Genomic DNA, 22,165 nt, shown 5'->3' with positions numbered 1-22,165 from the left:
TTTATTCCTCGCTCGCCAAAGCAGGAACGGTACTGTCTGTTCTGCTATCGACAACAACCGCAACATCATTTTTCATGTTAATTATGTTGGTGATGACGACTTGTTCACCGCTAGAAAGCCCCTCTTTAACAACCCAACCGTTACCCACTTCATTGCCGAGAACGACTGGCTTTTTCGCTGTTTTGTTGTCTTGGTTAACGACAAAAACTGAAGGATCACCAGACTGGCTTCTTACTACAGCTGATTGCGGAACAACAAGGTAGCCTCGTGCTTCTGGCATCGAAATATGGGCGCGTACGTACATACCGGCGAGTAAAGTATTGTCAGGGTTCGGAATGATGGCACGTAGCGTTACCGTACCGGTTGAGTCTGAAACGAGCGTGTCCGAAAACTCTAAATGGCCGACTTCGTCATACGCACTGCCGTCTTCTAACGTTATCGTTACTGGGATCTCAGCATTTTTGTCGGTAAAGGTCGCAAACTCTTTTCTGATTTTGGTAATCGCTAACGAAGATTGCTGCATATCCACGTAAACGTTCGTGGTTTGCACAATAGTCGTCAGGTAAGAAGACTGCTCAGAGGTCAATAAAGAGCCTTCAGAGACCAAAGAAAGACCAGCCTGACCTGAGATAGGCGCTTTGATTTTGGTATAAGACAGTTCAATATTGGCGTAATCCAATTCTGCTTGGCGGATCGCGACTTCAGCTTGGGCTTCTTTGTAAAGGGCGTCTGCATCGTCAAAATCTTGCTGACTGGTCAGTTTTTTTCTTAATAGTTCTTTATAGCGGAGTGCCGTTTTTCGAGCGGTATCTTCGCTCGTCAGTGCTTTCGCTAATTGAGCTTGTGCACTATTAACGTTGGATTGATAAGTGGTTGGGTCAATTTCATAAAGTACATCATCGGCTTCTACGTGAGAGCCCTCTTTGTATAGGCGGCTTTTGAGAATCCCTGTTACTTGAGGCCTCACTTCTGCTTGCTTGAACGCGGCAATTCGCCCTGGCAACTGGGTCGTCAAACGCAGTGTTGTTGGAGTCAAGTCTAAAACGTCGACATGAATAGGACCTGGGGCTGGTCGTTGTTCCATAGCTTGTTCGCCACAGCCCAATAGTAGAGAACTAGAGAGAAGTAAGCCCAAAGGCAATCTTAACGCGCGGGGTAGAAACATAATGAAACCTTATCCTAGAAGCAGAATTGCAAACATAGAAAAAAGGATAGCAGTTATATGGTTAAGGCAGGGTTAAGGCTCAGGGGTTATACGAGTCATTGGATAGCTGCAAATAACTTGATGCAGATTGCATTCCTGAACTTAGAAACGCTTAGTTATACGTCTCTCTGTTGTTCGTTGTTTCTTTATCACCACACATTTATCACACAATTTAATGTTTTTTAATAAAACTTACTTATTATCAGTGTGTTGCATGGTGTTAACGTCTCAAAGTTCCCTCACATTTTTTCGTTATCCTAGGAGTAATGAAAAAATTGGGAAAACCTTCGCATGAAAAACATCAAACAGTTAGTGACGATCACTTTACTTGTTATCGCTATCGGTGCTGTCGCCGCTTATTTTTATATGAAGAACGATGCCTCAATCGTCACTTATTCTACGGAGCCTGTTCGCATCGGTAACATCGAAGAGGTGGTGCTCACTAACGGTGTGCTATATCCCTACAAAATGGTGAATGTGGGTGCTCAAGTTTCAGGCAAGTTAGAGTCGATAGCCGTGACGGTCGGTGACACACTTAAAGCTGGAGATGTTATTGCTCAAATTGATAACCTTTCACAAGAAAACGCATTGAAAGAATCCCATGCTTCACTCACTAACATTAATGCGCAATATCGAGCGAAAAAAGCGCAGATTTATCAGTCACAACTTGCTTTTGAACGACAAAAGGCGATGTTGTTAAAAAATGCCAGCTCGCAATCCATGTATGACGCAGCAGAGGCCGAACTTCTTGTTTATGAAGCCGAACTCGACCAACTGGTTGCAGAAAAAGAGAAAGCGCTGATCAGTGTCGATGACGCTCAACTGGATTTAAGCTATACAAAGATCGAATCACCGATTGATGGCACGGTTGTTTATGTCTCTGTTGAAGAAGGGCAAACCGTTAACACAAATCAATCGACACCTTCCATTGTTGAAGTCGCTCAACTTGATGTTATGACGGTCAAGGCACAAGTGTCTGAAGCCGATATCATTCACATTGCGACGGGGCAAAAAGTGTATTTTTCGATTTTAGGCGCGCCACAACACAATTTTTATGGTGAACTGAAATCAATTGAGCCTGGCCCAACCCTTTTGACTGGCGACGATAGCGAGCTAAACATTGGTGATAATGATGCTATTTATTATAACGCGGTATTTGATGTCGATAACACGGAAGGGTTGCTGCGCTTTGGTATGACAGCGCAAGTCTCGATCGTACTAGATGATGCACAAGAAGCACTATTGGTTCCGTCTCAAGTCCTGACTAAAAAGCTTCCCGGCAAGAATCGTTATCGTGTCCCTGTTTTAGTTGAAGGCGCATTAGAGATGCGAAATGTTGAGATTGGCATCAATAATAAAGTGTATGCACAAGTTCTGGATGGGCTAGAGCTAGGAGATCGAGTTGTTATTGGTCAAGCGAACGCCAAATCGTCATCAGGTTTTGATATGTCATCGACATTAGGGCCTGAGAAAGGTGGTCGTGGTAATGGAGGTCCTGGAGGTCCTGGAGGTCGTGGTCAAGGTAATGGCGGGAGACCTTAGTTATGAGTGACGTTCTATTAGAAATCTCAGGACTCAGTCGTTGTTTTCCTGCAGGTGATGATCAGTTAACGGTATTGAACAACGTTAACCTAACCATACGTCGCGGTGAAATGATCGCGATAATGGGGGCTTCTGGTTCGGGTAAATCGACTTTAATGAATATTTTAGGTTGCTTAGATACTCCTAGCGAAGGAACTTATCTTGTTAATGGTCGAGATACATCGGTAATGAACCCTGATCAATTAGCGGAATTACGCCGTGACTATTTTGGTTTTATATTTCAACGTTATCATTTGTTGGATGATCTCACTGCTATCGGTAATGTCGAGATCCCTGCGCTTTACTCGGCCGAAAATAAAGCGTCCCGCCAAGCACGAGCTGAGCAACTGTTAAAAAGGTTGGGGCTAGCGGAGCGAATGGATCATAAGCCAAGTCAACTTAGTGGTGGGCAACAACAGCGAGTTAGTGTCGCCCGCGCTTTGATTAATGGTGGTACGGTGATCCTTGCCGATGAACCAACCGGGGCTCTCGATAGCCATAGCGGTAAAGAGATGATGGACTTACTTCGTGAGTTGCATCAACAAGGGCATACTATTGTTCTGGTTACTCATGACCCTAAGATCGCCGCCTCCGCGGAGCGCGTAATCGAGATCTCTGATGGAGAAATCGTGAGTGATATAATGAGCGGTGCCAATAATGATAGCGCCTCAACTGAATATTCAGCGACAAGAATCGAAGAGAAACAAAGTGTCAATAAACCTATATCAAAGCCGTTTTCTGCACAGTGGTTCAGCGTTGTTGAAGCGTTCAAAATGTCGCTATCCGCAATGGGAAGCCATCGACTAAGAACGTTTCTGACGATGCTGGGGATCATCATCGGTATTGCGTCTGTGGTGTCCGTTGTAGCGATTGGCAATGGTTCTCAAGCTCAGGTTTTGTCACGAATGGCTTCAATGGGCACCAATACTATTGAAATCAAACCTGGTTCTGGGCTGGGCGACCGACGTGCTGGGCGAGTGAGAACCTTGACAGCAAATGATGCAAACGCTTTAACGAATCTCTCCTTTGTTGATAGTGTGACACCGACTGTGCGTGTGAATGTGGCGGTGCGCTATGGTAATGAGGCGGTGACAGCAGAAGTGCAAGGTGTTGGTTCTGATTACTTTCGCGTTCGAGGTTTTGAAGTCGCACAAGGGCAGCTATTTGATGACGGAAGTATCGATGCACTAGAGCAAGTGGCGGTTATTGATAACAATACCTTAGATGACCTTTTCCCTGACGGCGAAGCACTTGGCAAAGTCATCTTTTTAGGTCGCTTACCTGTGCGTATTATCGCGGTTACCGAAGCAAGAGAAATGGCGTTTGGTAATAGTGATGCTCTGAATGTTTGGCTACCTTATAGCACGGTAAACTCTCGTATTTATAGCCAAAATTACGTTAATGATATTACGGTTAGGGTGAGCGACGAAGTATCCAGTACCGCTGCAGAGCAAGCGATCATTAATTTAATTAAAATGCGCCATGGTGTGGAAGATTTCTTTACCGTGAATACGGATACGGTCAGAGAAAATATCGAACAAACTTCATCAACGATGACCTTACTTATCTCGGCTATTGCCTTTATTTCATTGGTGGTGGGTGGCATCGGTGTTATGAATATCATGCTGGTGTCGGTAACCGAACGAACGCGAGAAATCGGCATTCGTATGGCAGTTGGAGCAAGACAAGCGGATATTCTAAGACAATTTTTAATAGAAGCCGTTTTAGTGTGTTTGTGTGGTGGCGCTTTGGGGATAGGGTTAGCTTACGCTGTGGGCTTGATTGTCTCGTCGACGAGCAGTGGTTTGAGTATGATTTATTCGACCAACTCAATTATTGCGGCCTTTATTTGCTCAACACTGATCGGGGTTCTCTTCGGTTTCTTACCCGCTAGAAATGCAGCAAGATTAAACCCGGTGGATGCGTTATCTCGAGGATAAGGAAAGAACGTTGAAGATAGATTATAAATTGAAGCTTATTCATAAGTTCTTCTTTGCTTTTTGTATCACAAGCTTTGTCGCGGTGTGCATTATGCTCGCTTTGATCATGCAGAACTTGTCGTCGGGTTTTCATGACTTTATCAAAGAGGCCGAATCGAGCTATATCAAACAAGTCAGCCAAAAGTTGGGAGAATACTATCAAACCAATGGGTCGTGGCAATCGCTAAAAGAAGACGAGAAGCATTGGCGACGTTTGGTAGGCACTCGAAAAGGGCCAGAGGAGCGAGGATCACTCTCTTTGCCGACGGATACGACGGGAATGAGCCAGTTACTGCAAACGCAGAGAAGACTCAGTTTATATGATGTCGATAAAACGGTGGTGGTAGGCCGCTCTCGAATTGATGAAAGCGCCTTTACTCAGGCCATCGTGTTAGACGGTGTCGTGATCGGCTGGTTAAGTTATGTCCCTTCGCGGCTGGCTGAACACAGCCCTGCCAACGCATTTCTGGCTGAGCAATACCAAAGTTATGTTGCGATTACGTTGGCCGTTATCGTGCTTGCGTTTATAACAGCTTGGCTTTTCTCTCGTCACTTGGTTGCGCCCATTTTTAAAGTGAATGAAGGTACGACTCAGTTGATTCAAGGTAACTTTTCAACAAGGGTGGAGAGCGTTAGTAACGATGAACTTGGCGTACTCACAGACAATATTAACGTTCTGGCTCAGACATTGGAGAAGAATAAAACGGAACGTTCAAAGTGGATGTCAGACGTTGCTCATGAACTGAAAACACCGCTCACTGTGGTTCGAGGGCAACTTAACGCGATCCAAGATGGGATTTTTAAAGCGGATGAAAAGCGCTTACAGGTGATGATTGATCAAATTGATAGCATGAGCCATTTGGTCGGTGATATCTATCAGCTGTCTATTACCGATATTGGCGGTTTGTCATACCAAAAATCCTCATTCGATCTTGTTGAACTTCTCAAAGGTATCTTACTTGGCTTTAAGGTTAAGACCGATGAATTGGGGCTAGGTTTAGAGTGTGAATCGCTGTATACGAAAGAGCAGACAGCGTGTTTTGTAGTGGCTGATCGAGAACGTTTGACGCAGTTGTTTACCAACATATTGGAAAATAGCTGTCGTTATACCGACGCACCGGGAAGCATCGCTTTATCACTTCACAAAGACAAAAATACCGTTGAGGTGGTAATTGAAGACACGTCTCCATCCATACCTGAGCAAGATTTCACGCGGGTATTTGAACGTTTTTATCGAGTAGAACAATCTCGCAGTCGAGATCATGGTGGCTCTGGTATTGGTTTAGCATTGTGTCACCAAATTATCGAAGCGCATCTAGGCACTATTTGTGCTAAAAAATCAGATCTGGGCGGTGTTAAAATGATGATAACCCTACCGATCCATCACCATACTGGCTCACAATAAGATTTCGATAGAGGAAAGAGAGAATGAAGACGCATATTTTGATTGTGGAAGACGAGGAATACATTGCCGAAGTCTTGATCGCGTATTGCCAAAATAGTGGCTTTGAAGCGACCCACCTCGCGTCGGGTGCGAATGTTGTAGAGACGGTGAAATCGCAGACTTTTGACTTAATGTTGCTTGATTTAATGCTGCCAGATGTAGACGGTGTAGAGATATGCAAACAAGTACGTCAGTTTTCTCAATTACCTATCATCATGGTGACCGCAAAAAGTGAAGAGATTGACCGATTAATTGGTTTAGAGTTCGGAGCTGATGATTATATCTGCAAGCCGTTTAGCCCTAGAGAAGTGATTGCGAGGATCAAAACGGTACTGCGCCGCATTCAACCAATCCCAGCGTCTAACTGCTCTTATCAACCAAGCGCTGAGTTAGTTTTGGGACAATTTATATTAAAGCCTGACGAATATGAGGCCCGATTTGGTGGCTGCTTTCTTGACTTAACGCCCAAAGAATTCATGTTACTTCGCCTGCTAGTGGAGCATCCCGGCCGAGTGTATAGTCGTGATGATATTCTCAATGCGCTTTACAGCGATCTTGCCGATGTATCAGACAGAAATATTGATACCCACATAAAGAACATCCGTAAAAAAATACATGCTGTGGCACCAACAGCAAACCCTATCCGTTCGGTTTATGGGGTAGGGTACAAATTGCTGATTGAAATGCCTAAGTAGCCAGAGATATTTTGCTTAATATCCTGTCAGCTCCATATAGCCAGAACCAGAGTGGGATCCTTTAATCATGATTGGTCCTTCCCAATAGGGCACCGATAGTGGCATTTTCGCATTTGGATTAAGTGCCGAAACAGTCAGTTTAATTTGTTGCGTCGGAATCTTAATTTGCCATTCTGTTGGATAGTCACGCCCATCGATCTCTGTTTTCTTGGTGACGGTTAAGCTGATGTCTTGTTGTTTAATCGCGATGCCAGAACCTTCTCGCTGCATTAACCTCGCATGGGAATAGCTGGCTTTGCCTGTTTTTGAATCTCGAAGTTGGAACACGACCAAACTGGTTGCATCGTTTAACCTTAGAGCAAACCAATCCCAACCTTGTTGTGAGTCGAGCAAAAACTGCGAACTCCACTCTCTATCGATCCAACCTTTGCCTGATACTTGATGTGCGACTCCATTAATGATCACTTTGCCTGATACATCAATGAACGGCTGACTGTAGTAATACGAAGCTACCTTCGCGTCACCGCTCTTGGTGCTGTAGCCTTGGTCGCCCTGTTTTTGGTAGGGTGCATCGTTAGTTAATTTGAGCGAGTAACCAAACTGTTCAGAATCTGCATTCAACGTAGCAGGGAATAGATCATCGGTAGCCGAGGTCCATTGCCAATCATCAAGGTAAACTCGAAATGGTGAAGAATCGACACCTGCTAGCTTAGCTTGACCGCGAGACCATTTTTCGTTGGCATAGTGTTTGTCTTTGGTGGTGACGGCACTATGCGCCATATAGATCTGTTGGCTTTGCCATGTTGTTTTCTGAGTGCTGTGGTCACTTTCTTGTGGTGCGGTTGCGAAACGAAATTGAGTCCATTGCACACCTAATGAGTGACCTTCTTCATCAGTCAGATTGGCAGTTAAATACCACCATTCATGACGAAAATCAGGGTGTGCTTGATGGTCGGCAGGAAAGGTGATGTCGATGCCTTTTACCACTGTAGTGAACTGCGCTTTGTCTGTTTGCGTTTCTTCGTCAGTTTGTCTTTCAGTGCTGAGGATTGAGCCCATGTTTTGGGGCTGTGAGTCTTCACATGCGATAAGAGATAAACTCAACAGAATGAGCGCTGTTGCCTTAATTAGTTGGTTCATCACAACACCTCACTTTGCAAGCTGCACACGACCGGCTTACTGACCAAACGCCACAGCGGAATTAAGGTAGCAACCACTGCGACTAAAATAGTGATGACAGCAATGTTCAGTGCGTCACTCCAGCTCCATACGTAATTTAAGCTCCAACCGAATGCGCGAAGGGTGACGATGTCCGTCAGTACATAGCCTACCATGGCACCAAGCGGCACGGCGACCACTAGAGTAAAAGCCACCAGAACAACGATTTGCCCCACCACCATAACCATTAATTTCTTCCGACTAACGCCAAGCGCATACAACCTTGCAATAGCGGCCTTGCGTGCGTCGAGCAACATAAAGCATGCACAGAACAAACCAATGACAGCAACCATTAAAGTGACGCCATTGAGCGCTCGCGTAATGGCAAAAGTTTGTGAGAAAATGTCCAAAGCGATGGACTTGATTTGGGCTTGATCGTAAAGCTGACTAGGATGCAAATTCAATTGTTGGCGTAATTGTTCGTACACCTGTTGTGGGTCGCCAGATACTTTGATTCCCAAGCTGGTGGGTAAGTCCGTAAAGCCGTTTTCAAGCCATAAGTTGGGAGCCAATAACACTTCCCCATTTGGTGAGCCATAGTCATGGAAAATCGCGCCAACACTCAATGTATTGTCTTGGATAGCGTCTAATTTGAGTTGGCTTCCAAGGGACAAGCCGAGCTTCACCGCCGTAGGTTCGCTGATCGCCACTAATTCACCTTGGTAAAAGCGCGTCCAGAAGTTATCAACATGAGATTGGAACACCATGGTTTGTTCAAGTGTTTCATTGTCTTTGGTGCCGAGCAAAATAGGCAAGCCTTGCAAGTTATCATCAACGTAGTATTGCTTGTAGACGGTTTCAACGTTATCAAACAGGGTTAAGGCATGTTCAACATTGGCAATTTCACCTTGGGCGGGGCTAACGTAAATGTCGGCATGCAATCGCTGTTCAAGCCATTGCTTTAGGGTGGACTCAAAACTGCCAACTAAGGTATTCATTCCTATATTGGCGGTAACAGCAAGAAGCAGGGCCATCATGGCAAGGGAAAGAGGGGAGATCAGCTCACGCAGTTCAGCAAACAGATATTGTATTAAACCTGATTGGGCGCGCTTTTCGCTCCAACTCGCTAGCACACTTAGGGTTTTCGGTAGATACAAAGGTATCGACACCACTAACACACCGAGCCAGGCCATCGTGAACCGGTGGTGTTCGCTAAGCCATAAACCGGCCAACGCCAAAACAGTGAGTACCACGCCAACAACAAATAGCTGATTTTCGTTCGAGGCTTCCGGCGCTTGATAAAAACCACCATGTGAAGAGAGAGGCTGGCGGACGCGCTGCTTAAAGTGCTGCCAACATGCAACCAGCGTTGCGGCTAGAGTGAGCAGTAAAGCTTGCGCTAACCATTGCCACTGCCATGTACCGGGAAGCAGTGTTGCACCATAAAGTTGCTCAAGCGTTATCGCGACGGTGGGGTGGAGCCAGTGGCTTAATTGAATTCCTAAAATGAAACCAAGCGACGCACCCAATGTGACTAAAAGAGTCAGCTCGACTAACAGAGCTGAAAATACGATGCTTGGCGCAATTCCAGCTTGTTGAATTTGCACCAACAGCCGATTACGTTTCAGCAAACTGTACTTAACACCGTTGTAAGCGATGAACAGGCCAACCAAAAACGCCAACAAACTCATGGCGGTGAGATTGAGGTGAAAGCTGTCAGTAATCGAGCCGAGATCGGTACTTTCATTATTGGTGATCCATTGCCCTTGTTCGCCAACGATGCTTTGCCATTTATCGAGTGAGTTGTTATTGGGATTAAACACAGCGATGTAGCTCAGTTGTCCTTGTTTGTTGAGCAGTAGCTGAGCGAATCCAATGTCCATCAGCATTCTGCTACCCAGTTGCCATTCGTCTGGTAGCACCACGACTTTGGTTTTGATTTCATCCAGAGTGAGCGTGTCTACTTCGCCCAAGTTTTGGTATTGCGATTGGCTCATCATCACGATGGGCTCGCCCGCTAAGAGTGGCGGTAAAGGTAAGGCGGTATCGAACAGGGAAATGTTTGGATCATTGCCTCGAGTATTGTCTTTTTCGTTATCGCTTTTTTCATCGACGCCAGAGTAACGAGCTCTTGAGGTGAGAGCGGCGATTAATTCACTGCCTTGTATTGACCAACGACGTCCTTGCTCGTCTCTCACTTGCCCTTCAATCACAGGCAGCGCGGCACTTAATCCATTTTGTCTCAAGGTGAAGTAAAGCGATTCTGGTAAGTAGTTTTGCCCTGATGGCGGAATGATTAAGTTTTGCGCCTGTGCGCTAAGTTGCTCAGTCGATTCTGAATAACTACGTTTCGCATTAAGGTTAATGGCTTGCACGGCGACAAACAAGGTCACCGCCAGCACGATGCCGATTAAAATTGCAGCAGCTTGTAACGGTGATTGGCGATAGTGCGCCGCGAACAGATTTAGAGTCAGTTTGGTATGGGTGAACTTGGTGCTCGCAAACCTAGCTTGCTTCATAGGGCTGCTCACTGGCTTGCGATAGAGCCTTTTTCAAATCAACGGTCTTCAAACGACCATCATCTAAAACCAACTGTGTTTGCATAAAACTGGCACACTCAGGGCTGTGTGTGACCAACAGTACAGCAGTGTTGCCTTGTGTGGTGATTTCACTCAGCAACTTCATGACTTCCAAGCCTGCTTTTTGGTCGAGGTTGCCTGTCGGTTCATCGGCAAGCAGTAGCTTGGGTTTGTGGGCTAGCGCACGTGCAATAGCGACACGTTGCTGCTGGCCGCCAGAGAGCGCAGAAACATGCCTATCAAGTAGCTCGCTGATGCCTAAAGCTTCCACCAAATAATCACACCAATCGTTCCATTTTTGTTGGTTTAAATGAAGCGGGAAGGCGATGTTTTGTTTTACGTTGAGCGGGGTGAGTAAGTTGAACTGTTGAAAGATAACGCCGAGTTTGTGATGGCGAAAGCGACTCCATTGCGGATCCTTCCAAACCATCGCGTTATCGCCATCTAGCCACAACTCACCAACTGAAAGTGGTTCGAAACCAGCAATCACGTTGAGTAGGGTGCTTTTGCCACTGCCACTCGCTCCTGTCAAAGCCACACTTGCGCCTGTCGCCAATGTGAAGTCGACGCCTTCCAATACGTTATGGGTCTCTTTGCCATCAACAAAGCTTTTGCTCGCATGTTTGAGCGTGACAATTGGGCTTTCCATTTCATCTCCCTAAAACCAAAAACAGAATCAAAAGGTGTCGTTTCTATTGGCAATTACCGAAGCGATAGGCCCTATGAGATTCTAGACAACAATTTAAAAAAATTAGCGATTTACATCGAATTATTAATAACTTGTACTTCGATTAGGAGAAAATAGATCAATATAAGAAGAGGGGATAACGATTGAAGGGCAATTTGGACGGCTTATAACTTGAGATTCGAGGGCCGTGCTGGCTTGGTGAATGCTTGAACTAGGTTTTTATATCAAGTCATGAGTTAGCTTCTAGCTCAGATCTGCCCCAAAGTTAGCTGAACACTCATAAATGAGTTGAGTTTACCACTGTTGTTATGCCATTGGTGTAGCCAGCACTGTATAAATCAATAGGACATAATAATTTTCAATTACGCCTGGTTTACACTCTGTAATTGTTTATGTAGGCTCTAAAGAGAAGCGTTTATATCGGGTACTACTTGGAAAGGTGAGTGTGTTATTAATGTCGGTAATCTACCGATAATTGATACTCTCTGAATAACTTCCAACACTTGATGGCTTCAATGAAAGTCTTGATAGGGCAATTAACATATTGATGAGCTAATAGCCCTTTGTATCTTTAACTGTAGTTCGATTTAGGAGAGTTTGTGAATCAAGGTGTAGAGTTGGATGTAGATATTGGTAAAAAACATATAGTGATTCAGCGTCGTTATGAGGCTTTAGGAGCATTCAATGATTTATTAATTGCAGTTTGGTTTTTGGTTGGTAGCTTCTTCTTTTTAAATGAGTCTCTGATTGAAAGTGGTACTTGGTTATTTATAGTAGGTAGTGCGCAGCTAATCATCAAACCATCAATTAAGCTAATGAGCTTAGTTCATGTTAGTCGAGTGTCCAAAGCATTGACACAATAGCTATTGTTATGCACCAAGGTTACTGACAAAACCAATTAATAGACTAGATCTAAACTCTTCTACAAATAAAATTGTTCTTCATCGTTTCTTTGTTTTATATCGACTTACGAAAGTCGCTCTGCCAATTCGTTTTAAGAGATATTCTGGGTAGGTATCTGATAGATGGAGTTAAATACTGGCTTCTGATTGCCTCTAGGTGTCGCAGGGGAAAGGAGCACTTAAATCTAGGCAAGTTCTTCCTTGGTAAGAAGCCTAAAAGTAAGGTCGGTATTAAATGAATCCTGATATTATAGCTAAAGCTATAAGCTGAAAGGTAAAAACCAATCAGCTTATAACTTAACCTAAAATCAGAAAAGCCATCGCGAACATCACACCTATTGAAAAACGGTTTTGGTTGCAATGGCTTAAGCTGAGAGCCAGCTAATTAATATTCAAATTGGATGCTAGCCATATAATTTCGACCCTCACCAATATCAACATCCTCACCACCTAATTGAGTGCTTCTTGTATTGCCGCCTCCATCTAGATAATCAGTATCAAATAGATTTTCAATATTGAAGCGAGCTACGATGTTGAGGTCGTTGTACTTCTGAGTGTAAGAGATACCGGTATCAATACGCGTATATGCATCTTTCTTGAAAGTGTTACCTGAGTCACCGTAGCGGCTTCCGACATGGACAACGCCTAGATTTAGATTGGTGTCATCTCTAAGTTTGTAATTTGACCATATTGACGCTGAAAACTCAGGTGTATTCGCTGGTACATTACCCTCGTAAGAAGCGCTGTTTGTTATCTCTGCATCAAGATATGTAGCAGATCCTGAAAGACTTAACTTACTACTAACGAGCCCCTGTGCTGCGAATTCAGCTCCTCGATGAACCTGTTCGCCATCTTGAGTCAAAATATCTTCATCTGCATTATCTGGGTTTTCAACGCTTAGTTGAATGTTCGATAAAGTTGTCTCAAACAAAGCCCCAGTCAAAAATAAGCGACGATCAAATAGCTCCCATTTGGTTCCGACTTCATAAGATTTACCTAATTCAGCGTCGAGTTTTTCACCTTCGTTTATATAAGATGTACCCACTTCACCTTGAGGAATGAAACTTTCTGAGTACTGGACATAAATAGAGCTATTATCTGAAGGGTGGTAAATAACCCCTGCTTTTGGTGAAACTTGGCTTTCAGTAATATCATCATGTTTCTCGTCATAACGAACACCCACTAGAAGATGCCATTGATCATTGAATTTTGTTAAGTTTTGGATGTAAGTACCCCAAAGATCGTAAGAAGACGCTCTTATGCTAGTATTCAACGATTCAGGGAAGTCGACAGACTCTCCAACACTTGCACTAACTACATCACCTGTATGATTTATACGGTCGAAAGAATACCTCAAGTAGTTCGCACCAATTAATAGAGTATTCTCAGTTCCAACTAAATCGAAGTTGTGAGTAAGATCAACATAAGCGGTATCATGGTTCCACTCGTCATACTGTTCACCGGGGGTCAGAGTGACAGTCCCATTTTCTTCATAGTTGCTAAAGTTAGTCCATGTGTAACGATAATCACGTTCATATCTTTGGGCGTTGTATCCCGTCTTGATGTTGGTGTCATAACTTGGTGATAGGAGAAGGTCAAAACCGTAGTTTTGAACTTTAATATCAGTATTAGCCCAATCAGCGTCCCAAATATATTTGCTGCCTGCAACTGGCTTACCATCCACAATGTAAGAGCCAGTATCAACATCACCGTCATAATCAAAATAGTCATAATGCAGAGATAACATCGCTTTTTCATTGATGTCATAATCAACCATTAGTGCACCGATCATGCGTTCTGTTTGAGGGTTGCTTCCATCTGCATATTCGCGCCAAGAGCTGTAGCTATCCTTTACTAGGATAGTTCTTGCGCGCAAAGATTGATCTTCGGTAAGTGAGCCACTGAGATCTATCATAGTTTTAGATTTATCGTTAGAGCCAATGTCTTGGCGCAAAATGAGTTGCGTCTCAGACGTTGGCTTTTTTGTCACCATGTTAATTAGACCGCCAGGCTCTGATTGACCATAAAGTAAACTTGATGGACCTTTTAACACCTCGACTCGTTCTAGTAGCTCGGTCGGTTGTGGGTAATACGACCAGAGTTGATGACCATCTCTCATGATCCCGCTACCACTACCAACATCAAAACCACGCATGGTAAAGTATTCAATGTTGTGCCCTTTGGTATTCCCTGTTGTTACACTTGACTCATACTCTAAAACTTCTCCAAGACTACTTGCCCCTTGCTCTTCGAACATTGAACTGTCTATGACCGTAATTTGCCCCGGAGTTTCTAATTGAGTCATCTCCATACGCATAGCGGTGTTGTTGGTATCATTCTTATAATGAGCAAACTCGCTACCCACAATTGTCATTGTTTCAGCTGGCACCATTGGCTCTTCAGTCGTATGACTTTCTGCAAATGCTTGATTCGCTAATACTGCACTGATTAGTAGCGATACCTTTGTTTTGAAAAACACTGTACTTTTAACTCCTATTTATTATTTTTTATCATCGTTAGATTTTTTTTCGCGTAACCAGTTTCGCCAATACCAAAGATTGACCGTATTGGCTTCCATAGACCCTGTCGTTGTTTAAGCGATGGAAGAAACAAATTATCCGTAACCTGAACCGCGCTCATTCTTTGATGACGTCTAACGAGTCGTTTATTCCTCCGCAAGGTAAATGACAATGATTTACATTTGCATTGAATTTACATTATTTACATTTTCTTACACTTTCCGTGTTTAAATCACAGCTCTCTGGTTGGTGTAAATTTGTCCAAAAAGACATAACAACTAATCAATGGGAAAAGGAACACGTTATTAATGTCGCATGGTTTAGAGGTAAACTAAGTAAGCAAAGGGACCGGAGACAGTAAAAAATGTCGTCGCCTAACGCTCCCAATCATGTTGATGGGCAGTTTGTAATAGCTCAATGAATTGACTACTTGATTGGAGATTTGTAATACTTGAAATTATCCGTGAGATGCTAATTTAGTCCACTCATTGATACGTTGCTGTGCAGAAGAGAGGAGGGGGAACATCGTAACGCAGAAATATTCCGTTCTTTGTTTCGGCTGATTCAATATATGCTTCACTCTGGCATCATTTGGTATATTTTTTCATCGAGCTATGTGGCTAAATTTAATTGTCCACTACATTTATATAAAACCTATGAGGTAGAAAGTAATTGTATGAAAGTTGCAATAGGTAATGACCACGCTGGACTTGAATTAAAGCAGAAGCTTGTCACTCATATTGAAAATAAAGGCCATACCGTTATTGATATGGGTACAGGAAATAAGGAACGTACACATTCAGCGCTCTATGCAGATAAAGTAACCAAATTGGTTAAACTTAAACGCGTAGATATGGGCATATTAATCTGTGGGACAGGTGTAGGAATGAATATTTGTGCTAACAAAGTTAATGGTATAAGAGCTGTGATGGGCTTTGAATCCCATACTGTTGAGCAGGCTAGGCGACATAATGATACTAATGTACTTACTTTGGGAGCCTTGACTATTGAACCGACACTAGCAATAAAACTAGTTGATATTTGGCTGGAAACTGAGTTTGACGATAGTGAAACTAGGCGTTATAGGTTGCATTTAATCGAAAAAATTGAAATCGATCAAAATGAGAGTGACATATAAGAGCTAAGGCTGATAGACAACGGTTTTTAAAGGCCCTGCATAAAATAACGCAAACTACCTCTGTCACTTTGAGTAAGCAATTTGAAAAACAGGACGAGCTATTATTTTGTCCAAAACCTTGTCACTTTAAATCTTAACCAACGTCAATTTTTAACTCAGAATTACCATTTTTCATGTTTCAAAGAGATTACTTTTATCCGTTAACAACTCATATCACTTGACCTGTCTACAGGTAACGACTTTAGAATGATTAGCCTTATACTTATCATGACTAAAGAGGCACATTTCGTTGTACCAATTACGAGACTTACAGCAATCAAAGATACTTCAGCTCTTTAACCACCTTTCATCGACAATGAAAGGGATCACTCTTGCCCTTATATCTACAGCACTGTTTACTATAGTTGGGGTATTTGTTCGACAACTCAGTACAGACTATGACACATTTCAGATCCTGTTCTTTCGCCAGCTCATCTTTATGCTCTTGCTCCTGCCTGCGATCAGAAAAAATATTGGTGTGCTGCTTAAGCCCAACAAAATATCGCTTCACCTACTAAGAATACTAGGCGCTTTTACCGCTCTATATTTTGGCTTTATTTCAGTGAGCAACATTCCATTTTCTGACGCAACAGCACTCGGTTTTCTGCAGGTACTTTTTGTGGCTCTAATCGCTCATTTCGTATTGGTAGAGCAGATCACCAGCAGTCGAATTTTCACGATTGTGGTTGGATTTATCGGGGTAATGACGGTTGTTCGACCGACCTTTGCAAGCCATAACCTTTATGTTTTATCTGGCGTGATTGCCGCACTAGGCGCGTCGGTAGCGGTAGTGTGTGTTAGGAAAGTGGCACAGAGCGAACCAAAGATAACATTGATGGCATACCAAGCTCTGGCAATTGGTTTGATGACATTAATACCAACCCTTTACTTATGGCGCACACCAACAGTCGAAGACTTTATGCTACTGCTGTTAGTTGGCATCATCTCTTCGTTTGCTCAGTATGTTGGTATCTCTGCATATAAATGGGTGCAAGCCAACATCATTGCCAATGTTGAGTATGTAAAGATTATCTATTCACTTATTATTGGCTTAGTTGTCTTTTCTGAAATTCCTGATTTATGGTCAATGATTGGCGCACTGATTATTCTTATCAGTGCATTGATTCCATTGATTTGGTCTCACTATCAAACAACCAAAGAGGATAGCCCTAAGTGTTGAGCATCAAACAATTTTGTGAGCAACTTGAGGTATGTCGAACAACGGTTCTCTACTACGAGCGAAAGGGGCTAATTACTCCCGCAGCTAGAGCATCTAACGGTTATCGCCAATATGGAGAGCGAGAACTTGATAGGTTTAGATCAATACTTGCCTATCGCTCTTATGGTATTCCCGTCAGTGAGATTGAGAGCCTGCTACAGCAATCTCAGGATGAAGACCGAGATGTGGTACTAAGACAACAGTTTGCTGCCCTCGATCTAGAAATTCAAAAATTGCGCCAGCAGCAACAGTCCATAATGGCGTTACTCAAAGACCCTGAACTTCTTAATCAAGGCCTACTCACCAAAGAGCGTTGGACAGAAATACTTAAAGAATCAGGAATGGATGAACAGGGTATGATCAATTGGCACAAACGCTTTGAGCAGATGGAGCCGCTAGGACATCTCAAATTCCTGCAATCTTTAAATATCGATGAAGATGAAATTGCGCAGATAAGGGCGTGGTCTCGCCAATCATAAATCAGCGATCTGGGATTAGATATTTCAACTCTAAGCCGTAATATGTGCGATATTCTCTACTCTAGTTTGTTAAAAATTCGCGATGTTAATTGATTGCTAGCACAGCATCGATTTTAACTGTAGCGTGTTCATAAACAATCTAGGATCGTTAAACTTGTTCAACATTGATGGAGTTGGCAAGCAATCGTCATCGACGTAGTCTACATAATCGGCCGCAGAATCAAAGATCAATATATCCAAAGCCAACCGATCCAGCCCGTATCGGCCTCGATGGATCATATCCGCCGAAAATACCAACAAGTCGCCTGCAGCTAACGGTATTTGCTTCCCGCCAGAGATGTCATCACTGCTCTCTTTACCATTCACTTCTTGGCGAACATTGTATTCCTCTTCATTGTCCCATCGCTTGTGTGTTCCGGGGATGAGCTCCATTCCGGGTTCATCAAATAAGGGGACGCGTAGGTGTAATACTTGCGTTTCTAGTATTACTCTCATCTGGTCATCAATGTCATAATCGTATTGACAGTCACGATGCCAAAAGTCTTTCTGCTCCGGGTTTACAGGGTTGAAGAATAGTTGCGTGTTCATGAATGCAGGGTTGTTCGGAATTACCGCATCAACGACATCCATGACTTTTTTTGAGCTAATGAAATCAAAGAGTGCAGTTCTATCATCAGTAGGTAAATATTGGCTTCCCGTAATTAGAGACGAGTTAAACGCTTCTTCTTGATAGAACTCTTCGTTGTCGGCCTTCCACGATTCATGGAATTTAAGTACGACTTTTCTAAGCGATGCAATTTGAGCTTCATCGAAATAATTTCTGAGAACAAAGTAACCCTGCTCGTCGTATTGGTTACTTAATTGTTGGTTGTTTTCTAACACTGACTACCTTCGTGCTATCTATACCGTGAATGTGCACGGATTTCTCGAGCGCATAATGCCAGACTGTAGTGATTCAACCAAGTAAGGAATGAGGGAATGATTAAACACCACGGTATGACGTAGTTCAACTACTGCCACATTACCAACACAGCTGCGATAGAAAGTAAGATCAGCGCAAGAATGTCTTTGCGAGCAATACTTTGCCCCAACCAGAAGTAAGAGATCAATACCATAAAGACTACTTCGATTTGCCCTAATGTTTTTACATAAGGCACGGCTTGAAGTGACATCGCGCTAAACCAGCCAAGAGAACCAATTACACTTGCTAGGCTTGTCATTACCACCAGTTTCGACTTGGTAAAGATCTGGCGCAATGTGTCGCGTTCTCTGAAAAAAAGATACGTACAGATAATCACTGTCTGAAGGGAAATGACGAGAAACAGCACCCATGCGGCGCTATGAGGGAAGGGCAGGCCAATACTCAAGCTAGCTTCACGTACCCAAAGAGACGTTAAAGCAAAGGCTGTGCTGCAAGCCATACCTAAGAGAAAGACTTTGGGAGAGAGGCTTCGCCAACCGGAAGAGCTGCTCATTATTAGCACGCCTAACGTGCCAATAAGTACTCCTATCCAACCTGTCACCGTTAACGCGGTACCAAAGAACAACACAGAAAGCACTGCCGAAACGGGAGCCTCACACTTAGCGAGTCCGGCTCCAATCGCGTAGTTTTCGAGTTTAAATAGCATCACCATTAAACCGGTCGCGAGGATCTGCATAATGGCTGCTGCAACGATAAAAAAGCCAAACTTGCCGGAAAAACTAGGAACAGCGACTGGCTGCCATTGATAGAGCGCGCATAGGTAAATAAGTGCAATAGGGCCAGCCCAAATAAAGCGAGCCAGCGTCACTCCCGCCACACTCATTGTGCCACTTAATTTGCTTTGAAATGCATTACGCCAAGATTGGCTGAAGGCAGCAAGAAGAGTAAAAGCTATCCAACTAAAAGACATGACGCTTCCATGTGTTATATAAATTAATGATTATACTAACAAACCATACCAATATAAGAAGCGACTTAGTCTTGTTATAGCCAGAGGTGAAGCTTTAATTTCGACAAAATACAGCTAACCCCTTCAAAAAATGGGTCCTTTTTTGTTTTTGAAATAGAACAGTACGCTGATCGAAACGAACAATAAGGTGAAGTAATAGAAGAACGAAGACAGTGAAGCTAAGAAGTCGAGGTTTTGTTCTATCTCTTGTGCGGTGTAGCTCTGAGACACCAATTTATAGTAGTAGGCATACAAAATACCGATCAAGCCATACCCAAGGTTAAACATCAGGCCTTTGAAACTGAGAACGGTCGCTCGGTTGTGTGATTCCGTCTTTTTGTTCAGATGGTAGCTAATGAATATGTTCATCGTCATGATGATAAAGATCAGTACCAACGCGGGAATTACGCCATAAATCGACCAACCTAAACTGATCCAATAGTAGGTCGCCATGCTTGCTAACCCCATGAACACAATAAAGGTTTTGGGCTTGATGCTTTCTGCCAATCTTCGGCTTTGCCCTGCCAATATAATCTTAAGCAAGCTGATACCCGCGCCAATAAAACCAAAGTAGATAATTGGAATATCAATGGCCAGATAGTATTGGCTGTTCATGGTTAGGAACATTCGCGAGGTGTGTTCGAATAGGCTGTAGTAGAGCAAGATGAACAGCACGTAAGGCGTAGCAAATACCCATTTACCTGCATCGATCGTTAACTTGAGGCTTGCGATGGTGGTTGCTAATTTGGTTTGGTCGCTTGGCATCACCTTTTTCTCTTCGCGCATATTAATCGCGGCATAGATGGCGATCGTCGCAACAAATAAGGTGGTGAACACGGGAATACGCATCAGGTCTTTAGTGCTTTCTGGCTCCGCTAGTCCAAAGAAATGAAAGATGTTCGCCATAAAGTTCACATCGTACATCGCCGCACCAATTAGAGTGACAAAGATACCGACAGTTGAGGCGACACGAAGCTGGATTTGCAGCACTCGGGGCCACAACTCTTCATTGCCTTGTTCTTTTAAGGTGTCGTAAGCTAATGCCTCGTCGGCGCCGCTCGCCAGTGCCATCGCTAAGCCACTGAGAATCCGATTAATTAGAAAGACAATGAACACCAAGTTAGGGGTTCCGGTTGGCACTAAGGCGATCATCGCGATCTCAACAAACATCACAATCGAAGATAGCACCACCAGTTTCTTACGGCCTAAGGTATCGGCGAATGCGCCCGACGGTACTTCAGCAAGCACAATGGTGGCTGCCCAGACTACGTTTAGCATGGCAAACTGAGACAGGGTTAAGCCGTAATCTAAATAGAGTAGGGTGAAAATAGGGTAATAAAAACGCGCAAAGTAGCTACTTCGAAACATTAAGAAGTAGCGGACATTGGGAGTTTTAAGGATCTCTGTGAGCGTCATGATATTTTCAGTCATTTAGATAACACATCATTATGTATAACCCTTTTACTCTTTTAAATCATGGGATTGTTTCTAAATCCCTAGAATATCTGGTTTAGGGGATCTTTGAGAACATCGTTCATGGTGGGTTATAGGTTTGCAGGTCTTCGTGCGATCTGATGACGGTGGAAGCTATTTATCTGATCTATAAGTCTTTCTATTTACACATAGCATGGCTTGTCATGATTCTTGGGCTGGTAATCGATGGGACAACGCGTAATAAAAAAGGCAGCAATAATTGCTGCCTTTTTTATTATTTGATTGGGTAATCATTAAACCCTAATTGCTTGGATATATTTCTGCCTGCGTTGTGCAGTAACTCCACATAGTGAGCTTTTTTCTCTTCATCAAATCGAATAGTAGGAAATGAAATTGAGACACCGGCAATTACGGTACCAAAGCGGTCGTAAACTGGAGCTGCGATACAACGTAAGCCTGGCTCTTGTTCTTCATTATCTTCGCCAAAGTGCTGTAGCTTAACCGCTTTAAGTTCATCGACAAGTTGGTCGACATTTTCAAGGGTATTTTTTGTACTTTTCACAAATTCGGCGTCTGCCAACTGAGTGCGAACGAATTCTTCGTCACGTTCTGCCAATAATACTTTACCAATCGCAGTCGTATGCAGAGGATTTCTTCGACCAACGCGTGAGTGCATGCGTAGGGCGAAGCTAGAATCGATTTTGTGTATGTAGATGATAGAGCCATGGTCCAACGCACCTAAGTGAATGGTTTCATTGGTCTCTTCTGAAATCACACGCATCTCTTTCTCGGCGATTGTGATCATATCAACCCATTCGAGTGACTTTGAGCCAAGCTCAAACATCTTTAATGTAAGTGAGTATCTGTCAGCTTCGCCTTGTTGAGATACATAGCCAAGCATTTTCATGGTTTGTAGAAAGCGGTAGGTAGTGGCCTTAGACATCATTAGACGTTGTGAAAGGTCTGATACGCCTATTTCCTTCTGTTCCCCCAGAGATTCAAGAATATTAAAAACTTTTAATACCGATGAAACGGCTTCTGGCTGGGTGGACTTCTCCATTTTTCTTCCTTTGAGCTATCTAATATCAAGACAAAATACCATTTTTCGTAATTTCTAAAAAGCCTTTTCAAAAAAATAAAAAAAGATAACGATCAACTTCAAACTTTTAGGATAAG

At 43.3% G+C, this 22,165-nt stretch carries 17 protein-coding genes; 8 read left to right on the top strand and 9 right to left on the bottom strand.

Going from position 1 to position 22,165, the window contains the following annotated elements:
* Position 1: 1 nt before the first annotated feature.
* Complete coding sequence (locus IQO02_RS17315) at positions 2–1,165, bottom strand: efflux RND transporter periplasmic adaptor subunit (protein WP_016767863.1); 1,164 nt, start codon at positions 1,163–1,165, stop codon at positions 2–4.
* 330 nt (positions 1,166–1,495) lie between these two features.
* Between IQO02_RS17315 and IQO02_RS17310 the strand changes: the two genes are divergently transcribed.
* The 4 genes from IQO02_RS17310 to IQO02_RS17295 are packed head-to-tail and all read left to right on the top strand — an operon-like array spanning position 1,496 to position 6,903.
* The gene (locus IQO02_RS17310; RefSeq protein WP_016799461.1) at positions 1,496–2,746 is read left to right on the top strand and encodes an efflux RND transporter periplasmic adaptor subunit; all 1,251 of its coding nucleotides are present in this window, start codon (positions 1,496–1,498) and stop codon (positions 2,744–2,746) included.
* Positions 2,747–2,748: 2 nt separating this feature from the next.
* On the top strand, positions 2,749–4,725 hold the full coding sequence (locus IQO02_RS17305) for a MacB family efflux pump subunit (protein WP_016799460.1): 1,977 nt from the start codon (positions 2,749–2,751) through the stop codon (positions 4,723–4,725).
* Positions 4,726–4,735: 10 nt separating this feature from the next.
* Positions 4,736–6,169, top strand: coding sequence for an ATP-binding protein (locus tag IQO02_RS17300; protein ID WP_010431409.1), 1,434 nt, complete (start codon positions 4,736–4,738; stop codon positions 6,167–6,169).
* 23 nt (positions 6,170–6,192) lie between these two features.
* Entirely contained in the window at positions 6,193–6,903 is a 711-nt protein-coding gene (locus tag IQO02_RS17295; protein ID WP_010431406.1) for a response regulator, read from the top strand.
* Positions 6,904–6,918: 15 nt separating this feature from the next.
* Here IQO02_RS17295 and IQO02_RS17290 read toward each other — a convergent pair whose 3' ends face one another.
* The 3 genes from IQO02_RS17290 to IQO02_RS17280 are packed head-to-tail and all read right to left on the bottom strand — an operon-like array spanning position 6,919 to position 11,289.
* Positions 6,919–8,043 (bottom strand): lipocalin-like domain-containing protein, encoded by a 1,125-nt coding sequence (locus IQO02_RS17290; RefSeq protein WP_010431403.1) that lies wholly within the window; start codon positions 8,041–8,043, stop codon positions 6,919–6,921.
* Positions 8,043–10,580, bottom strand: coding sequence for an ABC transporter permease (locus IQO02_RS17285; protein ID WP_016789904.1), 2,538 nt, complete (start codon positions 10,578–10,580; stop codon positions 8,043–8,045). The genes IQO02_RS17290 and IQO02_RS17285 overlap by 1 nt, the downstream gene beginning before the upstream one ends.
* Positions 10,567–11,289: an ABC transporter ATP-binding protein gene (locus IQO02_RS17280; protein ID WP_010431399.1), complete on the bottom strand. Its 723-nt coding sequence runs from the start codon at positions 11,287–11,289 to the stop codon at positions 10,567–10,569. Before IQO02_RS17280 ends, IQO02_RS17285 begins: the two co-directional genes overlap by 14 nt.
* Before the next feature lie 638 nt (positions 11,290–11,927).
* Here IQO02_RS17280 and IQO02_RS17275 point away from each other — a divergent pair.
* Positions 11,928–12,191, top strand: a complete 264-nt coding sequence (locus IQO02_RS17275) for a YrhK family protein (protein ID WP_010431397.1) — start codon at positions 11,928–11,930, stop codon at positions 12,189–12,191.
* Between the two features lie 424 nt (positions 12,192–12,615).
* Here IQO02_RS17275 and IQO02_RS17270 read toward each other — a convergent pair whose 3' ends face one another.
* Complete coding sequence (locus tag IQO02_RS17270) at positions 12,616–14,709, bottom strand: TonB-dependent siderophore receptor (RefSeq protein WP_016784301.1); 2,094 nt, start codon at positions 14,707–14,709, stop codon at positions 12,616–12,618.
* Between the two features lie 716 nt (positions 14,710–15,425).
* On the opposite strand from IQO02_RS17270, the gene rpiB reads away from it, so the two are divergent.
* The 3 genes from rpiB (at position 15,426) to IQO02_RS17255 (ending at position 17,624) form a co-directional block, all read left to right on the top strand.
* Entirely contained in the window at positions 15,426–15,887 is a 462-nt protein-coding gene (gene rpiB, locus IQO02_RS17265) for a ribose 5-phosphate isomerase B (protein WP_010431394.1), read from the top strand.
* A gap of 355 nt (positions 15,888–16,242) precedes the next feature.
* On the top strand, positions 16,243–17,106 hold the full coding sequence (locus IQO02_RS17260; protein WP_016784300.1) for a DMT family transporter: 864 nt from the start codon (positions 16,243–16,245) through the stop codon (positions 17,104–17,106).
* Complete coding sequence (locus IQO02_RS17255; RefSeq protein WP_010431390.1) at positions 17,100–17,624, top strand: MerR family transcriptional regulator; 525 nt, start codon at positions 17,100–17,102, stop codon at positions 17,622–17,624. The genes IQO02_RS17260 and IQO02_RS17255 overlap by 7 nt, the downstream gene beginning before the upstream one ends.
* A 96-nt stretch (positions 17,625–17,720) precedes the next feature.
* Here the strand turns inward: IQO02_RS17255 and IQO02_RS17250 are convergent, their stop codons facing one another.
* The 4 genes from IQO02_RS17250 to kdgR all read right to left on the bottom strand — a co-directional run bounded on the left by IQO02_RS17250 (position 17,721) and on the right by kdgR (position 22,049).
* Complete coding sequence (locus IQO02_RS17250; RefSeq protein WP_016767874.1) at positions 17,721–18,506, bottom strand: phytanoyl-CoA dioxygenase family protein; 786 nt, start codon at positions 18,504–18,506, stop codon at positions 17,721–17,723.
* Positions 18,507–18,634: 128 nt separating this feature from the next.
* Positions 18,635–19,516 carry a DMT family transporter gene (locus tag IQO02_RS17245; RefSeq protein WP_010431385.1) on the bottom strand — a complete coding sequence of 294 codons (882 nt, stop codon included), beginning with the start codon at positions 19,514–19,516 and terminating at the stop codon, positions 18,635–18,637.
* 123 nt (positions 19,517–19,639) lie between these two features.
* The gene (locus IQO02_RS17240; RefSeq protein ID WP_102282487.1) at positions 19,640–20,971 is read right to left on the bottom strand and encodes an MFS transporter; all 1,332 of its coding nucleotides are present in this window, start codon (positions 20,969–20,971) and stop codon (positions 19,640–19,642) included.
* Between the two features lie 292 nt (positions 20,972–21,263).
* The gene (gene kdgR, locus IQO02_RS17235) at positions 21,264–22,049 is read right to left on the bottom strand and encodes a DNA-binding transcriptional regulator KdgR (RefSeq protein WP_010431377.1); all 786 of its coding nucleotides are present in this window, start codon (positions 22,047–22,049) and stop codon (positions 21,264–21,266) included.
* Positions 22,050–22,165 lie beyond the last annotated feature (116 nt).

Origin of the sequence: Vibrio sp. OPT24 (assembly GCF_015163545.1) — a bacterium.
Classification (GTDB): Bacteria; Pseudomonadota; Gammaproteobacteria; order Enterobacterales; family Vibrionaceae; genus Vibrio; species Vibrio cyclitrophicus.
This window is presented reverse-complemented; position numbering and strand designations above follow the sequence as displayed.

Excerpts from the sequence above, each read along its gene's own strand:
- IQO02_RS17315 (WP_016767863.1), bottom strand. The coding sequence starts at position 1,165 with ATGTTTCTACCCCGCGCGTTAAGATTGCCTTTGGGCTTACTTCTCTCT.
- IQO02_RS17310 (WP_016799461.1), top strand. The coding sequence starts at position 1,496 with ATGAAAAACATCAAACAGTTAGTGACGATCACTTTACTTGTTATCGCT.
- IQO02_RS17305 (WP_016799460.1), top strand. The coding sequence starts at position 2,749 with ATGAGTGACGTTCTATTAGAAATCTCAGGACTCAGTCGTTGTTTTCCT.
- IQO02_RS17295 (WP_010431406.1), top strand. The coding sequence starts at position 6,193 with ATGAAGACGCATATTTTGATTGTGGAAGACGAGGAATACATTGCCGAA.
- IQO02_RS17290 (WP_010431403.1), bottom strand. The coding sequence starts at position 8,043 with ATGAACCAACTAATTAAGGCAACAGCGCTCATTCTGTTGAGTTTATCT.
- IQO02_RS17285 (WP_016789904.1), bottom strand. The coding sequence starts at position 10,580 with ATGAAGCAAGCTAGGTTTGCGAGCACCAAGTTCACCCATACCAAACTG.
- IQO02_RS17280 (WP_010431399.1), bottom strand. The coding sequence starts at position 11,289 with ATGGAAAGCCCAATTGTCACGCTCAAACATGCGAGCAAAAGCTTTGTT.
- rpiB (WP_010431394.1), top strand. The coding sequence starts at position 15,426 with ATGAAAGTTGCAATAGGTAATGACCACGCTGGACTTGAATTAAAGCAG.
- IQO02_RS17260 (WP_016784300.1), top strand. The coding sequence starts at position 16,243 with ATGAAAGGGATCACTCTTGCCCTTATATCTACAGCACTGTTTACTATA.
- IQO02_RS17245 (WP_010431385.1), bottom strand. The coding sequence starts at position 19,516 with ATGTCTTTTAGTTGGATAGCTTTTACTCTTCTTGCTGCCTTCAGCCAA.
- IQO02_RS17240 (WP_102282487.1), bottom strand. The coding sequence starts at position 20,971 with ATGACGCTCACAGAGATCCTTAAAACTCCCAATGTCCGCTACTTCTTA.
- kdgR (WP_010431377.1), bottom strand. The coding sequence starts at position 22,049 with ATGGAGAAGTCCACCCAGCCAGAAGCCGTTTCATCGGTATTAAAAGTT.